We start from the raw sequence: 23892 nt of genomic DNA, 5'->3' as shown, positions 1-23892 counted from the left end.
CCTCAGGGACATGGCGGCTCTGAAACGGCCGCCATGGCACCCGGGGGCCAACGCCCGGCTGCGTCATTCCAGCGCCAGCACCGTCATCGACGGACCGGGCAAGGTCAGCGCTTCGATATGGCCGCCTTCGACTGTCGCGGCGGCGTCGTCACCGTCCCATACCGGGTGCATGTCGTCGGGCCCCTGGCCGTGAAAGCACCATCGCCGCGCCTGCGAGTACCGCCGCGGACCTTCGATCTTCAGCGACACCTGCGCCGGCGAGAGATCCTTGTTGATCAGCCACACGCTGAGCTTGCCGCTGCTCTGGCAGAGGCTGGCGAAGGTCACGATCGTGTCGGTGCGGCTGCACGCCACGAACGTGTCGTGCAGGAATTGCCCCCAGACCGCCACGGCGCGGCCGGCGGGCAGCAGCTCGTTGCTCTTGCCCAGGCCGTACCAGATCGTCTCGGGCTCGGGTTCGACCCAGCGCGTGTTCCACAGCATCGCCAGGCGCACCCGCGGCGTCTGAAGCAGTTGGCCGATGATCTCAGCCGTCACGATCGCGTGGCCGAGGTTGTTGCGGTTGGGCCAGCCGCCCGTGGCGTAGTCCATCGAGTTGAGCTCGACGGCGGCCACGAAAAGCCGCTGCCGGTCAGCCGGCGGGGCGTGCTTGTCGATCGCCTCTGAGGCGATTCGCGCCTGCTCGCACAGCACCAGCTCGGCGTGCGTGCGATAGTAGTCGTAGCCCATCCACGTGCTGCAGGGGTAGGTGCTCAGCGAGAGGAAGTCCAGATCGCCCGCGGCCTCGGGCAGGAACTTCTCCCACCAGGACATGTTGAAGCCGTTTGAGCCGACGAGGATGGTCGGATCGACGGCCTTCATCGCCCGCGAGAACCTCACCACCAGCGGGGCCATCTCTTCGGGCTTGTTGATGTCGTTGAGCCAGTTTTCGTTGCCGATCTCCCAGTACCGCACGCCGTAGCCTTTCTTGACGTTGGCGTACCGCACCCACTCAACGGCGTTCTCGAAATACTCCTCGACCGAGATCGGCCCGGCCCGCTTGCACCCGACGACGACATACGGCTCCGCCCCCACCTGCCGCGACAGGGCGATGAAGGCGTCGAAGTCCATCACCTCATGCCCGACCGCCCAATCCGCATAGGCCCTGTAAATCTGAGGCCGCGGTTTATCCCAAGGCGGCGTCGACCACAGATGCGAGTCCGACTTGCCCCCGCCGGGATACCGCAGCCAAGCCGCCCCCATCTCCCGCAGCGCCTCAGCAATCGGCCGCGCGGCAGGGCGGTTGGAATCCATGTCGCGCAGGTAGTCGACGTTGATGCCCACCGAGCCCGGCGTTAGTTCAGTTATCACGCTGGACGTATTCACATCAATCTGTTGCAAGGCAGTTGGTCCTTTGTAGTGGAAAACGCAAAACCGGCAGCAAAGCTTACAAAGCACACGTTAGCGGTCGAGCTTGCTCGACGCGGTTGTTGCCCCACCCGAGCCTTCGGTTTATCGCCAGATTACAGGAACTTCGCCATTTTGGGAGCGTCTATCTTCGTAGGCAACAGGCAAAAGGACATGAAATGATAAACCCTGCAGCAGTTCTGTTGGCCGCCGCTCTGGCGGCGGGCGCACAATCCCAGTCCCAAACCCAGGACCAGCGTAATGCGGCCCTGCTCAAAGGCGACCTCAAGACCTTCCAGTTGGATATCAGATTCATTCCGCCGGCGCGGCAAAAGGCGGGAGAATATCCCAGCCTGACGCTGAGGGTCACCGGCGCCCGAGATAAGCGGGCGCCCTACTGGCCGGCCGCGCAGATCGATGCGGCCGCGGCTGGGAAGATCATCGATCACCTGGTGGCAACGGGTTGGCTGAGCCGGTCGAAGATGACAGCCAGCCCCGTCCGCGACATGCTCCCTACGCCGGACCCGCCCGGCCGGCTGGACGTATCAGCGAACGCTGCCGTTCAATGCGCAGGTCTACTGGCAACTGCTGCAACTGCGGGCGCTGTTCCCACCCAAAGGCGAAGCCGCCACCACCATCGACGCCACCCTTGCCAAGCTGGCCGACAAGCAGCCCACTTGGAAGACCGCCGGCCAGATTGGCTTGGGAGCTACGAGAATCGAAGTGCAATACATCGGCCAGAACCAGCCGCACCAATTCCTCAGCGTGATCATGTACAAGGGCTCTGTGCCAGCCCTGCCGGGCTCGCCCGTACCGGGAAAGGTCTCATGCAGCTTGGGAGAAGATCAGACTAAAGCGTTCATCGGTGCCATGGCAGGCGCCGGTGTGCTGGAGTCGCTCCGGGAATTGGAGCCGGATGTGAGACTTAAGCTGGGTCGCGGATATATGGTGACCGTCCACTGCGGCGAGAAATGCTACTTGATGTACCCGACGTGGAACGCGTCTATCAGGACGATGCTGGAGGCGATGACAGATGCCCTGGCGGAAGGCGGCCGGCCACGAGAGGCGATGGACGAACTACTTGAGCGGCTTGAGCCGATGCGAGCGGAGTGGGATAAAGCTGCCGGCCTCAAAGCTTCGCCCATCGATTGGGCCAAGGCGGGCGACTACGTCTTTGGGCCCTGGAAGTACGTCTATCGATTCTCCCTTGACCGTGAGGGCAAGACCAGGCCCGGCATCGGCGGCGCTGGAGAATGTGCTGTCGCAAGAGAAGAAATCGGCAGGCGAATAAAGGATGCTGCCATTTTCATCGCGAAGTTACAGCTCCCGGTAGACATCCCTTCGATGGCCGATGCGGACGACACATATCAGGAGCACGCGGTCGTGTATCAGGTAGATGACGCGGTAGTCGCCAACACGGATGCGGTGGAAGTCATCAGGCCCCGCAAGCTGCACGCTGCCCGGCGGGCGGGGGGTATGAGACAACGCGGCGATGGCCGTCATGAGGCGGGCCTTGAAGACCTTGGGGATTCGCCGCATCTGCCGCAGAGCGGCCGGCCGAAATTCGATTCGATAGCTCATGCGGCGCTACAGTCCCAAGTCCTTCTTGACCTTCTCCCACGGGATGTTGCGGCCTTTTTCCTTCATGGCCTTGCGCGCCAGGCGGATGTCGGTTTCGTCCTCGATTCGCTCGAGCAGTTCCACGTCTTCCATCGGCACCAGGGCGAAGAGGTTCTTGCCGTGGCGTTCCACCACCACGCGCTCGCCCCGCAGCGCGACGCGGCTGCCCAGGTCGGCCAGATTTTGACGAGCTTCAGATATTCGCACGGTAGTCATCGCAGTGCCTCCATTGTACCAATCTTACAAATTGTACGCTTGGCGAAGAGCTAAAGCAACGCTTGAAAACAGGTGGTTAGCTGCCAGCAAAAAGCGAAAAGCCTTGACGAGGGCGTGCTCAAGTGGTGAACTGCGCAGCAGACTCTTATGGAGAAGATTCTTGAGCCAGGCACGGAAGATTCTGACGGTTGTGGGGGCGCGGCCGCAGTTTGTTAAGGCGGCGGCTGTGAGCAGGGCCATCGCGGCGCATAACGCCGAGCATGGCGGGGCGGTTCTGCAAGAGCGCATCGTCCACACCGGACAGCACTACGACGACAACATGTCCAAGGTCTTCTTCGACGAACTGCAGATTCCGCAGCCGGCGATGAACCTGGGCGTCGGCTCCGGCAGCCACGGCGCGCAAACGGCCGTCATGCTCGACCGGCTCGAACAGGTCATCCTGTCCGAGAAACCCGACTGGGTGCTGATCTACGGCGACACCAACTCGACGCTGGCCGCGGCGCTGGCGGCAGTGAAGATTCACGTGCCCATCGCTCACGTCGAGGCGGGCCTGCGCAGCTTCAATCGGCGCATGCCTGAGGAGATCAACCGCGTCGTCGCCGATCATTTGTCCAGCGCGCTGTTCTGCCCGACCGACGCGGCGGTCAGTCATCTCGCGGCCGAGGGGATCGTCAAGGGCGTCCACAAGACGGGCGACGTGATGTACGATTCGGTGCTCTTCAACGCCGAACTCGGCCGCAAGTCCGACATCCTGGCGCGGTTGGGGCTTGAGCCCAAGTCGTTCTACCTGGCGACGGTACACCGGGCGGAGAATACCGACGACCCGGCCCGCCTGAACGGGATTCTGCGGGCGTTCGCTCAACTGGACAAGCCGGTCATCTTTCCGGTGCATCCGCGCACGAGGCAGAAACTGGCGGGCGAGCAGCTTGCCTGCGGCGTGCGGCTGATCGACCCGGTGCCGTACCTGGACATGCTGATGCTCGAGGCCGCCGCGCGGATGATCATGACCGACTCCGGCGGCGTTCAGAAGGAAGCGTTCTGGTTCGACGTGCCTTGCGTGACCTTGCGCGACGAAACCGAATGGAGCGAGCTCGTCGAGGCCCGGTGCAACGTGCTGGCCGGGGCGAGCGAAGAGGCAATCCTCAAGGCCGTGGCGTCTTTCGAGAGCCGCGGCGCGGAACTGCCACAGGACCGCCCGGCGGACCTCTACGGCGACGGCCGCAGCAGCGGGCGGATCGTCTCGATCCTGGCCGGCGGGCCCGCAAACGCCTGAGCCTCAGGCCATGTGCTTACGGTGCTTGTTGATGCACTTGTCGATCAGGGGCAGATTCGCGCGGGTCCACTCGACGGTTCGCTTGAGGCCCTCTTCCAGTTGGACCGTGGCCTCGAAGCCAAGCTGCAGGCGGGCCTTTTCGGTGCTGCCGTACCGCTTGCCGCTGCGGTCCCAGTCCCGCGGGGGCTTGTAGTCGATGGGCGTGGGGTTTTCCGTCAGGCGGTTGATGCTGTTGGCCAAATCCAGGATCGACGTCTCCATGCCGCTGGCGACGTTGTAAACTTCGCCCGCCGTGCCGCGCTCGGCACAGGCGATGAGGCCGGCGACAATATCCTCGACGTAGATGAAATCACGCGTGGCGATCCCGCCGTTTTCAACCGGCAGGTCCATCTGCTTGAGCGCGCGGTACACGAACGTCGGCACGACGTTGCGCCACACGGTAGCCGGCGTGCCTCGCCACTTGCCCGCGCCGAGAATCTCGCCCGGGCCGTACACGTTCTGGAAACGCGCCTTGACCACCGGCAGGGCGAACCGCTTGAAGTAGTAGTTGAAATGCAGCTCGCCGATAATCTTCGACATCTGGTAGGGGGTGTCCATCCACAGCGAGACCGGCGACTCTTCGGTCGTGGCCTGGGCGTCGTTGTAGGTCTTTTCGGCCACGGTGCAGCCGGCCGACGAATACACCACCTTGCGGATCTTCTTGAAACTCTTGACGCGCTCGCAGAATTTCAGCGTGGTCAGCGTGTTGTTGGCATGGTCGGCCAGCGGGTCGGCCATCGAGTTCTGATTGCCATGGTACGTGGCCAGTTGGAACATGTAGTCGAAGTTGTCCTTGAGAGACTCCAGGACCTTGTCGCTGGTGATGGAGCCCTTGATGAAGGTCACCTTCGACGACTTGGGCAAATTGGCCTGCTCGGCCGAGAGGAGGTTGTCCACCGCCACCACGTGCCGGGCCGACTTCGCCAAGAGCGCCTTGACGAGATTGGCCCCGACGAACCCCGCCCCGCCCACGACTAGAACACGGCTGCCTGCAACGCTGCTCACGTTGACTCCTTTATGCCCTCAATCTGAGGGAAAGAAATTCCATCACTTCTGCAGCTTCAAGTGCGTAAAGGTCTGGGTGATTCCGTAGGTCTGGTAGTATTCGATGGCGGCTTTGACGCCCGCTTCCAGCGGCGTCTTGACCTTCCATCCGAAGTCCTGCTGGGTTTTGGAGGGGTCCAGCAGGATGGTGTACGTGTCGTCGGGATTTCGCGGCCGCACTTCAACGGGCTTGTCGAGCTTGATGCCCAGGGCGGCGATAGTGGCGTCGAAAAGTTCCTTGATGGAATAATCCGAGCCCGAGGAGATGTGGTAGGCGCCCTTGTGGCCTTTGCCGTCCAGGGCGGGCACCACGCAATCGACCAGGTCCTGGATGTAGATGAAGTCGCGCCGGGTGTCCATGCAGAAGCAGGTCTTGCCCGTGGTCAGGCGGCTGAAGAACGTCGGCAGCGGGCCGCTGATATTCCGCGGGCCGTACGCGTTGGCCAGGCGGAAGGTGACGCACTCGACGCCCGAGAGGTTGATGTACTGCTCGCCGGCGGTCTTGCTGTAGGCGTAGGAACTGCCCTCGGGGCGGATGGGATGGCTGAGGGTGATGGGCTGCTCGAGGGGGGTAATCCCGTAGCACAGGGCGGTCTGGAAATAGATCATCCGCGACACGCCGGTGCGCACGCAGGCGCGGGCGACGTTGGCCGAGCCTTCGATATTGGTGCGGATGTCCTCGATCCAGTTGTCGGGGTCCTTGTACGAAGCGGCCGCATGAACGACCTTCTCGGGCTTGAACTCGTCGAAGAGGCTGTCGAGCAGGGCGGCGTCGACGATGCTGCCTTCGACGACCTTGAGTCGCGGATGCGCGGCGAGGTTGTCGCGGCGCCCGGTGGCGTAATTGTCGATGACCAGAACGTCATCGCCCCGCGCCAGCAGCCGGTCGGCCAGATTGGAGCCTACGAATCCCGCGCCACCCGTAATCAGCACTTTCATGTTTCTTCTCCTTAAGCAGAAACCAGCTTCTTGTACTGGCTCTGTTTGTCATGGAACTCCTGCTGCCAGAGTTCCAGGCACAGTAGTCCCCAAGTCTTGCGACCGAACTTGGGCTCACGATCCATGTTCTGCAGAACATTCTTGTTATTGACGAGCCCGCGCTCCAGGGCCGGGCGGCACGAAAAGACATCGCGAACGAACTCGCGCGCGTCGCCGGCGACCCAGTCGCTCAGCGGCACGGGGAATCCCATCTTGTCCTTGCGCTGGCGGATGCCCTCGGGCAGCAGCGAGCCCATGGCGTTGCGCAGCGAATGCTTGAGCGTGCCGTCCTTGAACTTGATGTTGCTGGGCATGGCCGCGGCCATTTCCACCAGCGCGTGGTCCAGGAACGGCACGCGCGTCTCCAGCCCGTGCGCCATGCCCACGCGGTCTTCCACCTGCAGCAGGGCCGGCAGCAGCGTCTTGAAGTCGAAGTGGGTCATGCTGTCGAAATACGATTCCTTCCGCACGTTGTCGGCGTGGAAGATGCTCCGGAAGGTCTCGAACGGAGAATAATTTCCCAGCGCCGACCAGTTGATCTCCTCCTGGAGAAGGTTGGCGCGGTTGATCAGGCGGAAGTATCGCTTGTCGATGTCCTCGAAGAGCCCCTCGCGCCAGAACTCCTGCAGCAGCGGTTTGTACTGCCTCAGGGTCACCAGGTTGGGAATGATCGATTCGTACGTGACGATGAAGTTGCCGTTGCGCGTGGTGCCGTCGATGGCGGCACGGATGCACTGCTCGAAGTACGCGATGATGTACCGCGCGTAGCCGCCGAAAATCTCGTCGCCGCCCTGGCCGCCCAGGACCACCTTGCGATGGCGCGCCGCCAGTTGCGAGACCATGTACTGCGGGAAAGAGCCCGGCCCGGCGACGGGGAAGTCCAGGTGGTAGATGACCTTGCGGATGTTGTCCAGGAAGTCCTGCACGTTGATGTCGGCGATGTGCAGCGGGCACTGAAGCTGGTCGGCCAGTTCCTGGGCGTAGCGGCTTTCGTCGTACTCCGGGCCGCAGTCGAACCGCCCGTTGAAGGTGATGAACTGGTCGCCGTAGATCTCCGATGCCAGGGCCGCCACGATGCTCGAATCCAGCCCGCCGCTGACGTAGGAGCCTACTTTGACGTCGCTGCGCAGATGCACGCGCACCGAGTCGCGCAGCAACTGCTCGATCTGGCGCTCGAAGTACACCCCGGTATGCTCGAAATCCAGATCGTAGTGTACTTCCCAGTATTTGCGGGACTGGATCTGGCCGTTGCTGATCGTCAGCACGCGCCCGGGCAGCAATTCCTGGACGCCCTTGAAGAGCGTCTTGCCCGCCAGGCAGAACTGGAAGCTCAGGTAGTCGTGAAGCCCCTCGATGTCGGTCTCGATGGCGTCGAGGAACGGCAACAGGGCTTTGCACTCGGAGGCGAAGTAAAACACGCCGTCGACGAGGGCATGATAGAACGGCTTGATGCCGAACCGGTCGCGGGCGCAAAACAGCGACTGATTGCCGTTGTCCCAGAGGGCGAAGGCGAACATGCCCCGGAAATGGCTGACGCAGTCCTGCCCCCACTTGCGGTACGCCTGGAGAATGACCTCGGTGTCGCTGGTGGTTCGAAAATGCTCCAGGCCGATCTCTTCCCGCAGCTCGACGTAATTGTAGATCTCGCCGTTATAGGTGACCCAGTTGCCGCCCTCGTCGCGCATGGGCTGGTCGCCCGTCGTCAGGTCGATGATGCTCAACCGCCGATGACCGAAACCGACGTGCTGGGCCGGATGCTCCCAGATGCCTTCCCCGTCAGGCCCCCGGTGTCGCTGGAGCGTGTTCATCGCGTCAAGGCAGCGGTGGAGGTGTGGCAGCCTCCGCCCCTTCACGTCTACGATGCCCGCTATGCCACACATGATGTACCGTGCCTTAAGGGTGTTATGCCTTCGTCACATGATCCACGCGGAACGAAAAGACGAAGACCGTAAGAGGCAAGGATGATAAGACCTCCCGAGTCGATTGTCAATCGCCTCGTCGGGAGGCAGGGCTCTTGCAAACCTCTCTGCGCTGCCCTATCATCCTGACCAGATGCACGATGATATGCCCAATCCTCCAGGACGCGGGACTCCCCGCGCCGGGAAATCTACGCGACCTCCTGCAAGCTGCTGGAGACATCATTGATTTCGGTGAGCCATCTCTCAAAGGAATACGCGCTGGTCAGCCGGCTTGGGCAGGCGATGTGGGGCAACCGCAGCCGCAACTGCAAAAAATTTCTGGCGCTGGATGATGTGAGCTTCGAGGTGGACCGGGGGCAAGTGATGGGCGTTATCGGCGCCAACGGGGCTGGCAAGAGCACGCTGCTGAAGGTGCTCAGCGGCGTCTCGAACGCCTCGGCGGGGCAGGTGCGCGTCGGCGGGCACGTTTCGGGCATCCTGGAAGTCGCCACGGGCTTCGTGCCGGAACTCAGCGGGCGCGACAATATCCGCCGCCGGTTGGCCTTGCAGGGCTGCACCCGCAAAGAGGTCCGCCGCCTGGAACCGGAAATCATCGAATTCTCCGAACTCGAAGAGGTCATCGACCGCAAGGTCATCACCTACTCCAGCGGGATGGCCGCCAAGCTGGTCTTTTCGGTGGTGACGGCCTCGCCGGCGGAGGTGCTGCTGATCGACGAGCTGCTGGTCGTGGGGGACGAGCATTTTCAGGGCCGGTCCATCCGTCGCATCAAAGACCTCTGCTGCTCGGGGCGCACGGTGGTGATCGCCTCGCACGACATCGGTCACCTCGAACGCCTGTGCGACCGGGCGATCTGGCTCGAGAAGGGCCGAATCCGCATGTCCGGCGAGGCGCACGAGGTGGGCATGCAGTACTATCGCTGGGCGGGCGTCAGCGCCGAATCCTCCTATCCCCGCCAGCACGCCCGCATCGAGTCGCTGACGGCCGCCTGCACGGATGGGCAGATGCGCATCGAAGCCGTCGTGTCCCGGCTCATGTCCGGATCGACGCTTCATTTCCAGGTGGCGGTGCATGACGTGCGGCTGGGAATGATGGCGAATCTTTTCAGCACGGCGCACGAGAAGATCGCGCTGCCTGAGGGGGTGGGGCCGGCGCGAGTCGCGATCGGCTATCCGGCCCCTCCGGGGCTGCGCAAGGGTCTGGTCGGGGCGGCGGTGCTTCGGGGGACCGGGGCGCTGAGAACCGACGTGATGGAAGACGCGTGGGGCTGGGACAACGGAAAGCACGTCTATTTCACCTGCCCCGGCGGCAGCGGCGAGAGCTACGTGAACGAGCCTCTGAGGTGGCGAGCATGTTCATAGAGACTCGCGGTCTGAGCAAGGTGTTCCAACTGTCGGCGTGGCGCCAGGCCGCCTCGCTGCTGGGCGTGCTGCGCGGGCGCCAGGACGTGCAGGAGAAGGCCCGGACGGTGGTGGCCGTCGATAACGTGTCGCTGCGGATCGACGAGGGGCAGCGCGTGGGCATCATCGGGCGCAACGGCGCCGGCAAGACGACTCTACTTCAGATGCTGGCAGGCCTGAGCCAGCCCACATCGGGAACCATCGAGGTCGACGGACACGTCAACTGCATCATGAGCCTGGGCGTCGGATTGCGAGAGGACCTCTCCGGGCGCGAAAACATCTATATCAGCGGCGAAGTCAACGGCAAGAGCCGCAAGGAAGTCGACGCCGTGATCGACGAGGCGGTGGCCTTTGCGGAAGTGGGGGACTTCATCGAACGTCCCGTTCGCACGTACTCCTCGGGCATGAAGGCGCGGCTGACCTTCGCCATGATCACGTTTATCTCGCCGGAAATCCTGATCATCGACGAGGCGCTGTCGGTGGGGGACGCGATCTTCAGCCGCAAGGCCTCGGCCCGCATGAAGGACATCTGCGACCGCGGCAGGATCCTGATCGTCGTCTCCCACAGCATGGAGACGATCAAGAACATGTGCCAGCGCTGCATCTGGATGAACGACGGGCGCGCGGTCATGGACGGCAATCCGGCCGACGTCACCGCCGCTTACGTCGAACACGTTCGCAAGCTCGACGAGCAGGCGATGCAGAAGCAGTTCCGCTCGCGCCTGGGCGCCACGGGAGCGGCCGACGGCTGCCAGGTCGGCGATATCACGTTGCTGGACAAGTCGGGGCAGGAGCGATTGATTTTCGACGTGCTGGACCCGATGCGAATTCGCGTGCCGGTGACGGTCGCCGGTCCGATCGCAAAGCCGGACCTGCGGATCAGCATCGAGCGGATGAACGGCGTGGGGGTGCTCTGCCGCCGCGCGTCGCAGGACGGATTCGAACTGGATCTCTCCGGCGGCAGCGCCGTGTTCGAGGCGCCGCTGGAGGCGGTTCGACTCGGTCAGACGTCATACGAGTTGCGGGTCGAACTGCTCTCGGACTGCGGTCCTTCACCGGCGGTCCTGGCCGGGCGGACCATCGTGTTCAAGGTCGAGAACCCGTTCTACGAGTTTGCCAACCCGATCTACTGGCCCAAGGCTCAATGGAGCGTCGAGCCGATGCCCTTGTCGGAGGTTCAATAGATGCCCGTGCTGGGAATGACAAAGCAGGACCTTCGGCTGCTGGGCAACCTCGTCCGCATGAGCCTGTCGGACCGGTACATGGGGTCGATCCTCGGGCGATTCTGGGCCGTGATGCATCCGCTGCTGCTGTTGGGCATGTACGCCTTCATCTTCGGGTTCATCTACAAGAGCAAGCTCCCCGGCGCCGAAACCACCTTCGCCTACGCGATCTGGCTGATCAGCGGCTTCGTGCCTTACCTGGCGATCCAGGACAGCCTGGGCGGCACGACCTCGTGCGTGCTGTCCTCGTCGTCGCTGGTCAAGAATGTGGTCTTCAAGTCCGAGTCGCTGCCCGTGGCCGCGACGGTCGTCTCGGCCGTGCCCTTCGCCGTCGGGCTGGCGTTTCTGTTCATCCTGCTGTTGATCGACGGCAATTACCCCACCTGGCACGTGGTGTTTCTGATCCCCACCATCGTGCTCCAGTTCGCCTTCCTGATGGGCATCGGGTTGTTTCTCAGCGCCACGGCCGTGTTCCTGCGCGACGTCGTCCAGGTGATTCCGACCGCGACGCTGCTGATCGTGTTCTTCACGCCGATCTTCTACACCGTGCAGATGCTCCCGGCGCCGGTGCGGACGATCAACTTTTTCAACCCGTTCTTCCAGATGGTTCAACCGTATCGCGACGCCCTTCTGAGCCATACGGTGCCCAACCTGTGGGGGATGGGATATCTGGCGATGATTTCGCTGGTGATGCTGTATGCCGGGTTCAAGTACTACAACCGTCTCAAGGGCTACTTCGAGATGGCGCTTTGACGTGAGAACCGATGCTGAACAGCCGCTTTGACATTGCCCTGATCCTCGATCACCGGGCGCATCAGGACCGCGAGCATCCCGTGGCCGCCGCCCTGGCGCGTCACATGCCCGTGCTGATCGTGCAGCCCGACCTGCCGACGCAGGAGTACCGCCTGGCGCCCTGCGGCATCAAAGGCGCGATGATCCTCCACGTCTACGCGACCTTCGGCAGGGAGCAGACGCGCCTGATCAACCTGGCCCTGCGGCAGCAGCGGTGCATTCGACCGCTGTTGTGGGTTTGCGACGAGCGCTTCTGCGACGCGGTGATCGACCTGCTGTGCCCCTTGAAGGTCTTCTGCCCCACTGCCGGCGCGCTGGAGTTGTCCGACGAAAGGCGGCAGCGCCTGTCGGACGTGCTTGCCCACACCGATCTGCTCGTGGCGGCGTCGCCCGAGGTGCTGTCGCTGTGCCGTGAAGGCGGCCGCTACAACGGCGCGCACATCATGGCCGGGGTTGGAACGGATTGGGCCAGGCTTATCGAATCGCTGGCGTCTGTCACCCGCAAATCGGCGCCGGAAGGCACGCGCTACAACGTGCTGATTCTGTACGACGCCAGCTCGATTCACATCGGGACGGTCGCGGAGTACCTGCAGAGCTTCGCGGCATACTCCCGCAACGCGATCTACTACAGCAACGCGACCTGGCATACGCGCTGCCCGATGGACCTGGCGTACTTCGACATCATCATCATCCACTACTCCGTCCGACAGTGCATCCATGGGCATCTTTCGCCGGAGTTCGCCAAGCGGTTGCGGGCCTTCGGCGGGCTCAAGGTGCTGTTCATCCAGGACGAGTACGACCACACGAACAACACCTGCGATCAGATCGAGGACCTCGGGCTGCACGTGGTCTTCACCTGCGTGCCGCCGGCGTATCAGGATGCGGTGTATCCGCGAAAGCGGTTTCCGCACGTGCAGTTCGTCGAGAATCTCACCGGCTACGTGCCCAACCGGCTGGAACACTTGCCCCGCAGCAAGCCGCCGGCCCAGCGCCGGTGGGTCATCGGCTATCGGGGGCGGCGCCTGCCGTTCTGGTACGGAAAGTTGGGGCAGGAAAAGTACCTGATCGGCCTGCACATGCGGGAGATCTGCCGCGCCAAGGGCGTGGCGGCCGATATCGAGTGGGAAGACGACAAGCGCATCTACGGTCCGGCGTGGTATGAGTTTCTGGGCGACTCCCGCGCCACCCTGGGCACCGAGAGCGGGGCCAATGTTTTCGATTTCGACGGTTCGCTTCATGCGCGGGTCAAATCCGCCCTGATGCGCAAACCGGATATGACCTTCGACGAGGTCTTTGAGCGGTTTCTCAAGGACAGCGAGGGTCGGATCGTGATGAACCAGGTTTCGCCCAAGATCTTCGAGGCCATCGCCATGGGAACGGCGCTGGTGCTCTTTGAAGGCGAATACTCCGGCGTCGTCAAGAAGGACGTCCACTACATTCCGCTCAAGAAGGATTACAGCAACGCCGACGAGGTGCTGGCCAAGCTCGAGGACATCCCGCTGCTGGAGCGGATGACGCAGCAGGCGTATCGCGACGTGGTCGAATCCGGAGCCTACAGCTACAAGACGTTCATCGAGATGGTCGACGCCGTCCTTGCCGCGGCCGCCGGACCAGGCAAGGGCGTACGGCTGATCAGCTCGGTGGTGGCGTTCGAGCGCAGCGCCCGCGCGGACTTTGTCGACGAGTCGATCGACGCGGTGCGCCTGTTCCCGCAAGACGACCTCCTGCCGTTGACGCCGACGCAGATCAACCAGTTATCGCAAGGGCCGCCGAGTCTGGGGGGCAAGCTCAAGCAACTCGTGCCCGGACCGGTCCGCCGGCTGCGCAGGAAGGTGCTCGATACGCTCAGCGGACTGACGGTCGGAAAGGTGCTGCTCAAGCTGTCGCGCCTGCCCATGCGGGTTGTGCGAAAGGTCATGAAAATCGCCGCCAAGGCCGCCCCCGCCGCTGCGCCCCGCGCCGCGCTGGCGGTTGCGGAGCCGGCGGCCCCGGACGCGCCGGCCGCTCTGCCGACCAAGGGCAGAGTGCTCTTTGTCGGTTCGGCGTATTACAACACCTTGTATCTTTCGCGTGCGCTGCGCCGGTTGGGATGGACCGCCGACACGCTCGTCTGCCATGGAGAGGGGGCCCAGGGCTTCATGCACTCCTGCGACTTCATGCTCAAGGAGTATGAGCACTGGGACCGGCAATATGATCAGGCGACCTTCGAGCGGTTGTCCGCCGCGTTGCCGGAATATCTCAAGCGGGCCCCGGCGAAAGGGGACCCCGCGGCCGGCACGCTGTTGAAAGAGACGCTGCGCCATTATCTTCAGTCGATGCGGCGGGAGTTTCCCGCTGAACTCAAACCGCTGTGGGACGTTCTGGATCATTACGATGTCCTTCACTTTTCGGGCATCAACAGCCTGCGGTACTTCCACTTTTTCAATCCGCACCTGTTCTCGGGCATGCCGATCGGGTGGGACATCGAGTTGCTCAGGCGCCTGGGCAAGAAGATCGTGTTCACCATCACCGGGTGCATGGACGGCGTGTCCCAGACCGCCTTCCGGGCCTGGGGCGGCGACCCGGTGTGCGATATCTGCCGCTGGCACGACGAGCCGACCGTCTGCTCCGACAAATCAAATATGGCCTGGGGCCATCTGCGCAACAGCGTGTCGGACTACATCGTCAACCTCGGCGGCAACAACGCCGATTACAACGACGATCCGAGAGTTCACGAGGTGCCCGAGTTCTTCTGCCTCGACCCCGACGTGTGGAGCCCGGACCTGGAGATTCCGCCCCAGTACCGCCGGCCTGCCTCCGACACGGTCAAAATCTACCACGCCGTCGGCAACTACCATCTGCGCACGCGGACGAAGCAACCCGACTGGCGCAGGAACATCAACATCAAGTGTACGCACATCATCGCCCCGGCCATTGAGCAGCTCAAGGCCGAGGGGCTCGATGTCGAGATGGTCTTCTGCCACGACGTGCCCAACATCGAAGTGAGATACTACCAGGCCCAGGCCGACATCTTCGTGGACATGCTGACCTATGGGTGGTTCGGCGCCAACGTGCGCGAGGCGCTGATGCTGGGCAAACCTGCCGTCTGCTACCTGCGCCCCGAGTGGCTGCGGCGGATGCGACAGGAGATCCCTGAGTATGTGGACGAGCTGCCCGTCATCAGCGCCACCCCCGCGACCATCCACGACGTGCTGCGGGACCTGGTGCGCAACCCCGACAAACGCCGCGAGATCGGACGTCGCGGCCGCCAGTTCGCCCTGAAATGGCACTCCGCGCAGGCCGGCGGAAACCGGCTGGACCGAATCTACTCCCAATTGCTGGCCGAACGTGGCCCTGGCGAAACGGCACTTCCATGACTGACGCAATGACGCAGGAACAGATCGACCAGCAGAACCGGCAATTCTGGCAGGAGCTCTGCGGCAGCGGGCTGGCACGCCATATCGGGATCACGGATCATTCCCCCGAATCGCTGCGGCGCTTCGACGCGGCGTACATGGATATTTATCCGTATCTGCTCAAGCACGTCTGCGGCCTCGAGGGGCGGCGGGTGCTGGAAGTGGGGTTGGGGTACGGGACGCTGTCGCAGATCATCGCCTCGCAGGCGAGTTTCTTTCGCGGGCTGGACATATCGGCCGCCGCGGCGGAGCTGGTCAACACCCGCCTGCGGATCCAGGGTCTGCGCGGCGAGGCGATCTGCGGGTCGGTCCTGGACATCCCGTTCCCGGAGGCGTCGTTCGACGTGGCGGTCTCGATCGGCTGCCTGCACCACACCGGCAACATGCAGCGGGCGGTGGATGAAATCCATCGCGTGCTGGCCCCGGGCGGCAGGGCGATCATCATGGTCTACAACCGCTTCTCCCTGCGCCAGTGGAAGACGCGGGGCCTGGGCCTGCTGGCGGAATGGTTCAAAGGGCGCCCCCACGAGAACCAGCAAGCCCGCGTCCGCGCGCAATATGACGCCTCGGCCGACGGCGAGGCCGCGCCGTTCACGGAGCTGTTCTCCCGCGGCGACATCCGGCGGGTGTTCAGCCGTTTCGCGGAGGTTCGCTGCCGGCGGGAGAACATGGACCCCATGACCCGCAACGGGTCGGTCGTCATCGACCGCAAGAAGCTGCTGGGCCTGCCCGCGCGGCTTCTGGGGCTCGACTGGTACATCACCGCCCGAAAGGCCCTGTAGACTCTAGCGTCGGTCCAGCAATGCCTCGATAGCGTCGTCGAGTTCCTTGATGAACGTGGCGTAGTGCCAGCGGTCGTTCATGATGATCTCCTCGAAGGCGGCTTCGGAAAGTCTCAGCCGCTCGGCGGGGTCCATCAATCGCGACAGCGCCTCGTCGGCGTCGGCGTGGTCGCGGCGGATCGACAGGTAATGGCGGTCCTTCTGGAAGATGCCCGAATACTGCCCTTCGTACAGCAGTTGAACCGTGCGCGTGGCGGCGGCCTCGAAATGCCGCGGCGAGACCTGGTTGTAGTACACGTTCCCCTCGACCGGCGCCAGCACCGCTTGCCAGACCTCCTCGAACGGCGCGTCGGGATGGCGGCGAAGATAATCCGTCGCGGCGGTCTCGACCGACCCGTCGAAGTCGAAGATGCTGGCGCCCGATTCGGTTCCCAGGATGCCCTTGCAGCGGCCCAGAAAGCCAAACCACGACTCGTCCAGGAAGCGGTCTTCCCAGCGGCTGGAGATGTCGAACGCCAGCCCTCGCCGGCGGCAGAACTCGCTGAAGGCGTAGCCGATGCTCTGCTTTTCGTAGCACAAGCGCCCGAAATGGAAGGGTTGGAGCGAACCGCGGTAGCCCACGTCGATCGGTCGCTCATCGCGCTGGCTGAGGCGGAACTGCCGCATGCGGTCGGAGACGTAGCCCGTCAGCGTGTGCAGGAACCGCAGGCGCGCCAGGCGAGGGTCGCCGTACACCTGCCCCACGCTGCAAGGCGGCATGCACGTCAGGAGCAGGTCGAACCGCTGACGCGCCAGGTAGTCGATCACCCGGTTGGTGCGGTAGTGCTCGTCCTGCTTCATCATGATCTTGAGCCCGCGATAGTCGGCGATCTTCTCGCGGCGATGCGCGTCCAGGGCCAGCAGGTTCGCCGGGTCATAGCTGGCGGTGCAATGGATGAACAGGCCGGCATAGTCGTCCAGGCGCACCGCGGCGGGGATCGCCATCGGCCCAAAGGGTCTGCGGTAGAGATTCAGCAGATCGAACGAGAATCGCGACAGCCTGCCGATCGAGGCGATGTTTTCGGCAATAGTCGAAAGGCCTTTGGGGTCGAACCAGGCCACCAGCAGCAGCCGCTGCGGGCGCCGCGGCGGGTCTTGACGCTCCAGCGGCGCCACCCGCGCGGGCCTGGCAAAAAGGCGGACCGCCCGCGCGGCCGCGCGGCGTCCGAACCGGATTGCGTGTCTCAGAAACGTTGTTGCGGTGCCTGACATGGGCGTCATGCCGGTGCGCTGCCGCCCAGGCGCGCGCCCCACTTGAGCAGATCGCCCGGACCGCTCTGACCATCGGCGGTCTGGCAGTCGCGCACGATGATGGCCCCTTGCCCGCAGAGGACCACGATGCCCCCGTCGAACGGCTGGGCCACCAGCCCCGCTATGCCGTAGTAGGGCATCGGAAAAACCGACGCCCGCCAGATGCGCAGTTCCCGACCGTCGCCCAGCGTCGTGAACGCGCCGGGGTACGGGCGCGACTGGGCGCGGATGAAGTTGTGTACCTCCAGCGCCGAAGCGGACCAGTCGATCCGCCCGTCCTCGGGGCGCCGCAGAGAACCGTACGTCGCCTCCAGGGCGTTCTGCCGGCGCCGCGGGGCCGTGCCTTCCAGCAGCCCCTGGGCGTGGGTGGCGACCATGTCGATCGTCTGCTCCTGCACTGCCGCCAGCACTTCGGCGATGCTGTCCTCGGGACCGATGGGGACGGTTCTCTGATCGACGATGTCGCCGGTGTCCATGCCGTCATCGAAGTAGAACATCGTGGCGCCGGCCTGCGTTTCGCCTCGCAAAATCGCCCACACCAGCGGCGCCTGTCCGCGGTAGCGGGGCAGCAGCGACCCGTGTACCCCGACGAATCCGCCCGGCGCCATCGCCAGCAGCTCCGGCGGAAGGATCCAGTACCATCCCACCACCACAACCACGTGCGGGCGCTGCGCCGCCACGACCGCCTTGAGGTCGCTGCTCTTGTGCAGGACCGACAGCGGCAGCTTGGCGGCCGCACAATGTGACTGAAACTGCGGTAAAATCGAGCGTTCGTCGGCCGCGTCGTCCGCCGTCACGACGGCTTTGACGCGTCCGCCCACGCTTCGCGACAGGGCTTTGAGGGCCTCGAGGCCGATGCGCTTGCTGCCGACGAACAGGACTGTGCGGTCGTTGCTCATGGGAGGAATTTGGTCAACCAGGTTTCCAAGTATAACAAAGACCAGATCAGCAGCCGCCTGTTTTCGCGCCCTTCGAGATGGTCGCTGACGAGTTGCCGCAAGGCCGTGCGGTCGAGGAACTCGAAGATCCGCGCGTCGCGGCTCAGCAGGGTCCGCCGCACGTAGTCGATGCTCTCGCCTTTGAACCAACTGGCGTCGGGGGCGGAGAAGCCCTGCTTGATGCCGTCGGCGATCTCGGCTGGAACGTGGCGCGCCATGCACTTGCGCAGCAGCAGCTTGCCGTCCTGGGACTTGTTGAAGTACCGCGAGGTCTTGGGCCCGGGATTGTTCTCGTTGATGCGGACGACCTCGGAGAGGTTGCCCAGCTTGAAATGCACCGGCACGCGCATGGCGAAGTCGACCAGGTCGTTGTCCAGGAACGGCACGCGGCTTTCCAGGCCGTGCGCCATGCTGAGCTTGTCTTCGATGAGCAGCAGGCCGCCCAGGAACGTCTTGGCCTCGAAATACAGGGAGTGATTGACGTAGTCCTCGGGGCGCGTCAGCGTGGGAAGATGCTTCTTGAAGACGCCGCGGAAGATGTCGCGCGTCCAGGTGTTCTCCACGTCGCTCCAGATCGGGTCGAAAACCTTGCGGATGATCTTGTTGGGGATCAATCGCTGCCAGAAGTCGTAATACTTGTCGATGTAGTGCTCGAAACTGTCGTTGACCACCGCCCGGTAATAGCGCCACGGATAGCCGCCGAACAGCTCGTCCCCGCCCGTGCCGCACAAGACCACCTTGACGAACTTGCCCGCCAGTTGCGCCACGTAATAGTTCGGATAGCACTGCCCCACGCGAGGCTCTTCGATATGCCACGCCAGACGCGCCATCGACCGCTCCAGGTCGCCGGCCTTGAGCACCATCTCGTAATGCTCGGTCTTGAACAGGAACGAGAGGTATTCGGCCTTCTCCCGTTCGTCAAACGCCAGCTCCAGCCCCGACGCCGAATGCAGGTCGAACCCGCAGGTGAAGGTCCGGATGTACGGCAGCTCGGCGGCGGCGACGGCCGTGATCGACCCGCTGTCGATGCCGCCCGAGAGATACGCCCCGACGTCCACGTCGCTGACCAGTTGGCGCTTGACGGCCTGGACGAACAGGCGGTTGAGCTCCTCGACGTACTCGCGCTCGTCGCCGTCGTCGTCGCCCTGGCGGAAGTTCCAGTCCCAGTACTGCACCGGCGCGGTTGGCGCCGGTTGCGGGTGCGGCCGCACGATCAGGTAACTGCCCGCCGGCAGCAGTTGGATGTCCTTGAACAGCGTCCGGTCGGTGAAGAAGTTCTGGAAGGTCATGTACTCCAGCAGCGCCGGGCGGTCCAGCTCGGGGCGGTACGACGGATGCTGGAGGATGGCCTTGATCTCCGAGCCGAACACGAACGCGCCGTCGCGGAAGAGGTAGTACAGCGGCTTGATCCCGTACCGGTCGCGGGCGACGAACAGCTCGCGCCGCAGGCGGTCCCAGATCGCTAACGCGAACATCCCGTTGAAGCGGTGCAGGGCGTCCTTGCCCCACTGGGCGTACGCCTGCAGCACCACCTCGGTATCCGTGCGGGAGCGAAAGCTGCAGCCCAGCGATTCCAGTTCGTGCCGCAGCTCGCGAAAGTTGTACACCTCGCCGTTGTAGCTGATGGTGTAGCGCCCGTCGGGTGTCGTCATGGGCTGATGGCCGGCCTCGGTCAGGTCGATGATCGCCAGGCGGCGGTGCCCCAGGCCCACGTTACCCTCGACGAACATCCCCTCGCCGTCCGGGCCTCGGTGGGCCAGGATGTCGGTCATCTTTTTAATGATGGCCGGCGAAACCGCCCGATCGCTGCCATTGAGTACGCCGGCGATTCCACACATGATTATTCCAGATTCTTAAGGGCGTCGGCCACGTAGCGATAATCGTCCATCGTCATGCGGTTGTGCAGGGGAATAGCCAGGCTGTAGCGGTAGCAGTCCCGCGCCGCGGGCAGACTGTCGACCGTGTAGCCGAACTGCCTGGCGTAAAGGCCCAGCATGTGGACCGCGTGCGTGCCGGGGCGCCCGCCGATGCCCTGGGCCTGCATCGCCTCGAGGATCCGGTCGCGCGACAGGGGCGATTTTGCCTCGTCCACGTAGCAGACGTAGGCCTGCCACCCGTGCTCGCGCGACTGCTCTTGCGAGGGCGTCCGAAGCCACCCCAGCGACGCCAGCTCCCGCCGGTAAAACTCCGCGCCGCTGCGACGCTCTTCCAGAAACCCGTCGAGCCGCGATAGCTGCGCCAACCCGACGGCGCCCTGGAGGTCGGTCATGCGGTAGTTGAACCCCAGCGCGTTGAACTCGGGCAGAATGTAAGGCTTGGGACCGACGTGGCGCTGCTCTTCCGAGACGCTCGCGCCGTGGTTGCGGAGCGAGTCGATCCGCCCGGCCAGGGCGGCATCCTGAGTCGCCACCATACCGCCTTCGCCCGTGACGATGATCTTTCGCGGGTGAAACGAAAACGCCGCCGCCGTGCCCAGCGACCCGATGGGGCGTCCCTTGTAGCGCGTCGCGACGGCGCAGGCGGCGTCGCTGACCAGCGGAACGCCCGGCGCCGCCGCGGCCAGGGCGTCCAGGTCGACGCTGAGCCCGAACAGGTGAACGGCGATGATCGCACGCGTCCGCGGACCCACCAGCGAGGCCGCGTGGGCGATGTCGATATTGAACGTCTCGCGGTTCACGTCGCACAGGACCGGCGTGGCCCCGCAGTACAAAACCGCGTTGGCCGAGGCCACCCACGTGAACGAGGGCACGATCACCTCGTCGCCGGGGCCGATGCCCATCGCCGCCAGGATCAGGTGCAGACCGGCGGTGCAGCTCGTGCATGCCAGCGCGTGGGCAGCGCCCTGACGCTGGGCGAAGGCCTTCTCGAATGCCGCGACCTTGGGGCCCTGCGTCACCCATCCGCTCGACAGCGGTTCCCGCAGCGCCTGCCATTCCTCATCGCCAAAGCACGGAATCGCGATGGGAATGTTGCGCTTGGGGCTCATGGCGCCACCTGCGCGTCCGCCTGGCGGCGAAGGACTTGTTCGCGATGACCCTGACGCCATTCGATCAGCCGCGCCAACCCCTCCTGCAGACCGGTGGCAGCAGTGAAACCGATCTCCCGGGCGGCTTTTCGGGGGCAGCCCACGCGGTTCTTGACGAAGGTCGTGCCGGCCGGCTCGAACTGAACCTTCAGGCTCGATCCGGTCAATTTCAGAATCATCTCCGTCAGTTCCAGGATCGTGGTCTTGATGCCCGTGCCGACGTTGTAGAACGAATCGGTGGCGTCGGCCTTCATTGCGCAGACGTTGGCCCGCCCGCAGTCGCCGACGTAGACGAAGTCATACGCCTGCGACCCGTCGCCGTAAACCAGCGGCGGCAGCCCTTGGTCGAGCCGGTCGAGAATCTTCATGATCACCGCCACGTACGTGCCGCGGTAGTCCTGTCGCGGGCCGTACACGTTCATGTACCGCAGGCCGACGTAATCGAGCTTCTTGGGCGTGTTCCTATAGCGGTGGTACAGGGCGCGGGCCATCATCTCCCCGGCGATCTTGGTGGCCCCGTAGAAATTGGTGTTGTTGTACCAGTGCTCCTCGGTCATGGGCTCCTGCAGGGCGTCGCCGTAGACGCTGGCGCTGGAGGAGTACACCAGGCGTTTGACGCCGTTGTTGAGGCAGGCCTCCAGCACGTTGAACGTGCCGCCGATGTTGACCTCAAACGCCGAGCGCGGGTACTCGTGGCAGTGCAGCAGCCACAGCGCCGCCAGGTGGAAGACGCCGTCGATGCCTTTGACGGCCTCGTCGAGGATGTCGCGGTGGAGCAGTTCACCGCCCAGGGGGAAGACCTTCACCCGCGGGTCTTTGAGGGCCTCGGCGAGGTTTTCCCGCGTGCCGCGGCTGAAGTTGTCGTAGATTCGTATTTCGGCAACGTCTTCCTTGACCAGTTCGTCGATCAGATGCGAACCGATCAGTCCCGCGCCGCCGATGACCAGCAGTTTCTTGCCCTTGAGGTCCATGTTTGTCCTTGACAGCCGCAGCAACCCCGCCGCAGCAAGTTCGCGATTATCAGCCGCTGGCGGATGGATGTCAATAAGCCCGCATCACCCAGCAACCGCCGGCCAGTCCCCCAACCGCCCGTCACTGTCCGGCCGGAGATGTTTTCCATTTTCCTAAAAGAAAATCCCCCGCACCTGCGTCTGATAGTAAAGTACAGCCGCCGGCGAAGGCACCCGTCTGGCCGATACCGTCTCGCAGCAACGGGACAAGGCCTGGAAATTCCAGAAGATATTAAGCTTCCAGTTATAGACGGCGGCGTCTCAAAAGGGAAAGGCGAATGAGAGGCATGAAACGACAAATCCTCCTATGTACGATGGCCGCACTGTTCCTGGCGGGGTGCGCGCAGCAATCTTGTTCTGAAATGGAAAGCAGAATCGCTTCTCTGCAGGATGGGCTGACTATGAATGAAGTCGAGCAACAGCTACAGCCGGACAAACCAATGGTGCTGTCAGTACCCGCCTTATCTTACTTCGACGAGAGAGGCGGAATGTACTACATAAGGTTCGGCAAGGATGGAAAGGTTTTGGATGCTGTGCGATTTCCGTCCGACGCCAAGTCCGGGACATACATTCTGCCTCATTCGAAGCGAGGACAGAGGTTCGAGCCGCCGTACTCTGATTGGTAGTGATTTGATTGAGCGAGGAGAGATAGATGGCCAGACAATGGGTAACAATCAGCGTCATTGGGGGACGGACGGGACAGGAGATCGCGCGCAGGTTTGAGCGATGGATTACGGTGGCCAAGCCTATTCCCAAGGCCAAGCAAGACGATCCGCGCGCCCTTCCTTGGAAAGGTCAGCAGCAGCGGCAGATGGACGATCTGGCAGAGCGACTGGAGCGGGTGGGCAATGAGCCGCCGGTGCTGTTCTACTGTAAGTACAGCGACATGTGGGGACCTCAGTTGAAACTGCCGCTGACGAGCAGGAAGATTCTGCATGTCTGGAACAGGACTCACGAGCTTTGGTGCTACCCGCTGCCCGATGGGCGACGGCTCGAGCGTGCGTTGTGCAAGGCGCTGAGGTCGCGGCGGGTGGCACGCGGATGCCTGGAGCAGGAATTGCGGTGGTACTACCGCCTGCTGTACGAAGCCGTGGACGCATGGTCGGAAATCTATGACTACGCTACTCTGGTGCTCATTCGCCACATCACCGGTGGATTCGTCAGCGACGACGACGTCCGCCAGTCGCTGGGCAGGCAGATTCTGAGGAGCAAGGCACGATGACTGCGATCGTGCGAGGCATGATAGGACTTGCGGTTTCAGCCATTTTCCTGAGTTCGCACGCTGGGTAGGTAAGGGGGCAGATACCAATGGCCCTAAGTTAAGCAGTGTCTGTGGCCCCTCGCTGGCCGGCCTGCGACCAAAGGGGAACTGAATGCCTTGTTTTCCAGCATCTCTGTTCCTTCGCCGCACCGATATACAAGACCTATTCCCACCCACTCATTCGGTCAACAACATAATTATGGTACGAGGACGGGGACGAAAAGAAGGGCTACCCAGGGCTGCGGCCGGCTCCACCGGGGGCTACTATCAGGCGCCCGCTTTGCGGCTTGGGGATCGCGTTAT

Annotated in this window: 19 protein-coding genes; 8 read left to right on the top strand and 11 right to left on the bottom strand. The window is 63.5% G+C overall.

Features of this window, described 5'->3' with window-relative positions:
- Positions 1 to 63: 63 nt before the first annotated feature.
- The 3 genes from ABFD92_10655 to ABFD92_10645 all read right to left on the bottom strand — a co-directional run bounded on the left by ABFD92_10655 (position 64) and on the right by ABFD92_10645 (position 3222).
- The gene (locus ABFD92_10655) at positions 64 to 1350 is read right to left on the bottom strand and encodes a hypothetical protein (GenBank protein MEN6504991.1); all 1287 of its coding nucleotides are present in this window, start codon (positions 1348 to 1350) and stop codon (positions 64 to 66) included.
- Positions 1351 to 2703: 1353 nt separating this feature from the next.
- A complete protein-coding gene (locus tag ABFD92_10650) occupies positions 2704 to 2967 on the bottom strand; it encodes a type II toxin-antitoxin system RelE/ParE family toxin (protein ID MEN6504990.1) in 264 nt (87 codons plus the stop codon).
- A 6-nt stretch (positions 2968 to 2973) separates the two neighbouring features.
- Positions 2974 to 3222, bottom strand: a complete 249-nt coding sequence (locus ABFD92_10645; GenBank protein ID MEN6504989.1) for a type II toxin-antitoxin system Phd/YefM family antitoxin — start codon at positions 3220 to 3222, stop codon at positions 2974 to 2976.
- Positions 3223 to 3382: 160 nt separating this feature from the next.
- Here ABFD92_10645 and wecB point away from each other — a divergent pair, with 160 nt between their 5' ends.
- A complete protein-coding gene (gene wecB, locus ABFD92_10640) occupies positions 3383 to 4495 on the top strand; it encodes a UDP-N-acetylglucosamine 2-epimerase (non-hydrolyzing) (protein ID MEN6504988.1) in 1113 nt (370 codons plus the stop codon).
- Between the two features lie 3 nt (positions 4496 to 4498).
- Here wecB and ABFD92_10635 read toward each other — a convergent pair whose 3' ends face one another.
- Genes ABFD92_10635 through asnB (ABFD92_10625) form a run of 3 tightly spaced genes read right to left on the bottom strand, consistent with a single transcriptional unit; the run spans position 4499 to position 8436 of the window.
- A complete protein-coding gene (locus tag ABFD92_10635; protein ID MEN6504987.1) occupies positions 4499 to 5539 on the bottom strand; it encodes an NAD-dependent epimerase/dehydratase family protein in 1041 nt (346 codons plus the stop codon).
- A 42-nt stretch (positions 5540 to 5581) separates the two neighbouring features.
- Positions 5582 to 6517 carry an NAD-dependent epimerase/dehydratase family protein gene (locus ABFD92_10630; protein ID MEN6504986.1) on the bottom strand — a complete coding sequence of 312 codons (936 nt, stop codon included), beginning with the start codon at positions 6515 to 6517 and terminating at the stop codon, positions 5582 to 5584.
- An 11-nt stretch (positions 6518 to 6528) separates the two neighbouring features.
- Positions 6529 to 8436, bottom strand: a complete 1908-nt coding sequence (gene asnB / locus ABFD92_10625; protein ID MEN6504985.1) for an asparagine synthase (glutamine-hydrolyzing) — start codon at positions 8434 to 8436, stop codon at positions 6529 to 6531.
- A gap of 270 nt (positions 8437 to 8706) precedes the next feature.
- Between asnB (ABFD92_10625) and ABFD92_10620 the strand changes: the two genes are divergently transcribed.
- The 5 genes from ABFD92_10620 to ABFD92_10600 are packed head-to-tail and all read left to right on the top strand — an operon-like array spanning position 8707 to position 16065.
- On the top strand, positions 8707 to 9834 hold the full coding sequence (locus ABFD92_10620) for an ABC transporter ATP-binding protein (GenBank protein ID MEN6504984.1): 1128 nt from the start codon (positions 8707 to 8709) through the stop codon (positions 9832 to 9834).
- Complete coding sequence (locus tag ABFD92_10615) at positions 9825 to 11057, top strand: ABC transporter ATP-binding protein (GenBank protein ID MEN6504983.1); 1233 nt, start codon at positions 9825 to 9827, stop codon at positions 11055 to 11057. Before ABFD92_10620 ends, ABFD92_10615 begins: the two co-directional genes overlap by 10 nt.
- Entirely contained in the window at positions 11058 to 11849 is a 792-nt protein-coding gene (locus ABFD92_10610) for an ABC transporter permease (protein ID MEN6504982.1), read from the top strand. It abuts the gene before it with no gap.
- An 11-nt stretch (positions 11850 to 11860) separates the two neighbouring features.
- A complete protein-coding gene (locus ABFD92_10605) occupies positions 11861 to 15244 on the top strand; it encodes a glycosyltransferase (GenBank protein ID MEN6504981.1) in 3384 nt (1127 codons plus the stop codon).
- Positions 15241 to 16065, top strand: a complete 825-nt coding sequence (locus ABFD92_10600) for a class I SAM-dependent methyltransferase (GenBank protein MEN6504980.1) — start codon at positions 15241 to 15243, stop codon at positions 16063 to 16065. Before ABFD92_10605 ends, ABFD92_10600 begins: the two co-directional genes overlap by 4 nt.
- 3 nt (positions 16066 to 16068) lie before the next feature.
- Here ABFD92_10600 and ABFD92_10595 read toward each other — a convergent pair whose 3' ends face one another.
- Genes ABFD92_10595 through ABFD92_10575 form a run of 5 tightly spaced genes read right to left on the bottom strand, consistent with a single transcriptional unit; the run spans position 16069 to position 22289 of the window.
- Positions 16069 to 17316, bottom strand: coding sequence for a glycosyltransferase (locus ABFD92_10595; GenBank protein MEN6504979.1), 1248 nt, complete (start codon positions 17314 to 17316; stop codon positions 16069 to 16071).
- 5 nt (positions 17317 to 17321) lie between these two features.
- The gene (locus ABFD92_10590) at positions 17322 to 18254 is read right to left on the bottom strand and encodes a methionyl-tRNA formyltransferase (GenBank protein ID MEN6504978.1); all 933 of its coding nucleotides are present in this window, start codon (positions 18252 to 18254) and stop codon (positions 17322 to 17324) included.
- Positions 18251 to 20131 (bottom strand): asparagine synthase (glutamine-hydrolyzing), encoded by a 1881-nt coding sequence (gene asnB, locus ABFD92_10585; GenBank protein MEN6504977.1) that lies wholly within the window; start codon positions 20129 to 20131, stop codon positions 18251 to 18253. Before asnB (ABFD92_10585) ends, ABFD92_10590 begins: the two co-directional genes overlap by 4 nt.
- Before the next feature lie 2 nt (positions 20132 to 20133).
- Entirely contained in the window at positions 20134 to 21279 is a 1146-nt protein-coding gene (locus tag ABFD92_10580) for a DegT/DnrJ/EryC1/StrS family aminotransferase (GenBank protein MEN6504976.1), read from the bottom strand.
- On the bottom strand, positions 21276 to 22289 hold the full coding sequence (locus tag ABFD92_10575) for an NAD-dependent epimerase/dehydratase family protein (protein ID MEN6504975.1): 1014 nt from the start codon (positions 22287 to 22289) through the stop codon (positions 21276 to 21278). Before ABFD92_10575 ends, ABFD92_10580 begins: the two co-directional genes overlap by 4 nt.
- A 326-nt stretch (positions 22290 to 22615) precedes the next feature.
- On the opposite strand from ABFD92_10575, the gene ABFD92_10570 reads away from it, so the two are divergent.
- Complete coding sequence (locus tag ABFD92_10570) at positions 22616 to 22954, top strand: hypothetical protein (protein MEN6504974.1); 339 nt, start codon at positions 22616 to 22618, stop codon at positions 22952 to 22954.
- Between the two features lie 26 nt (positions 22955 to 22980).
- Entirely contained in the window at positions 22981 to 23550 is a 570-nt protein-coding gene (locus ABFD92_10565; GenBank protein ID MEN6504973.1) for a hypothetical protein, read from the top strand.
- The last annotated feature ends 342 nt before the right edge of the window (positions 23551 to 23892 follow it).

It is taken from the genome of Planctomycetaceae bacterium, assembly GCA_039680605.1.
Taxonomy (GTDB): domain Bacteria; phylum Planctomycetota; class Phycisphaerae; order SM23-33; family SM23-33; genus JAJFUU01.
This window is presented reverse-complemented; position numbering and strand designations above follow the sequence as displayed.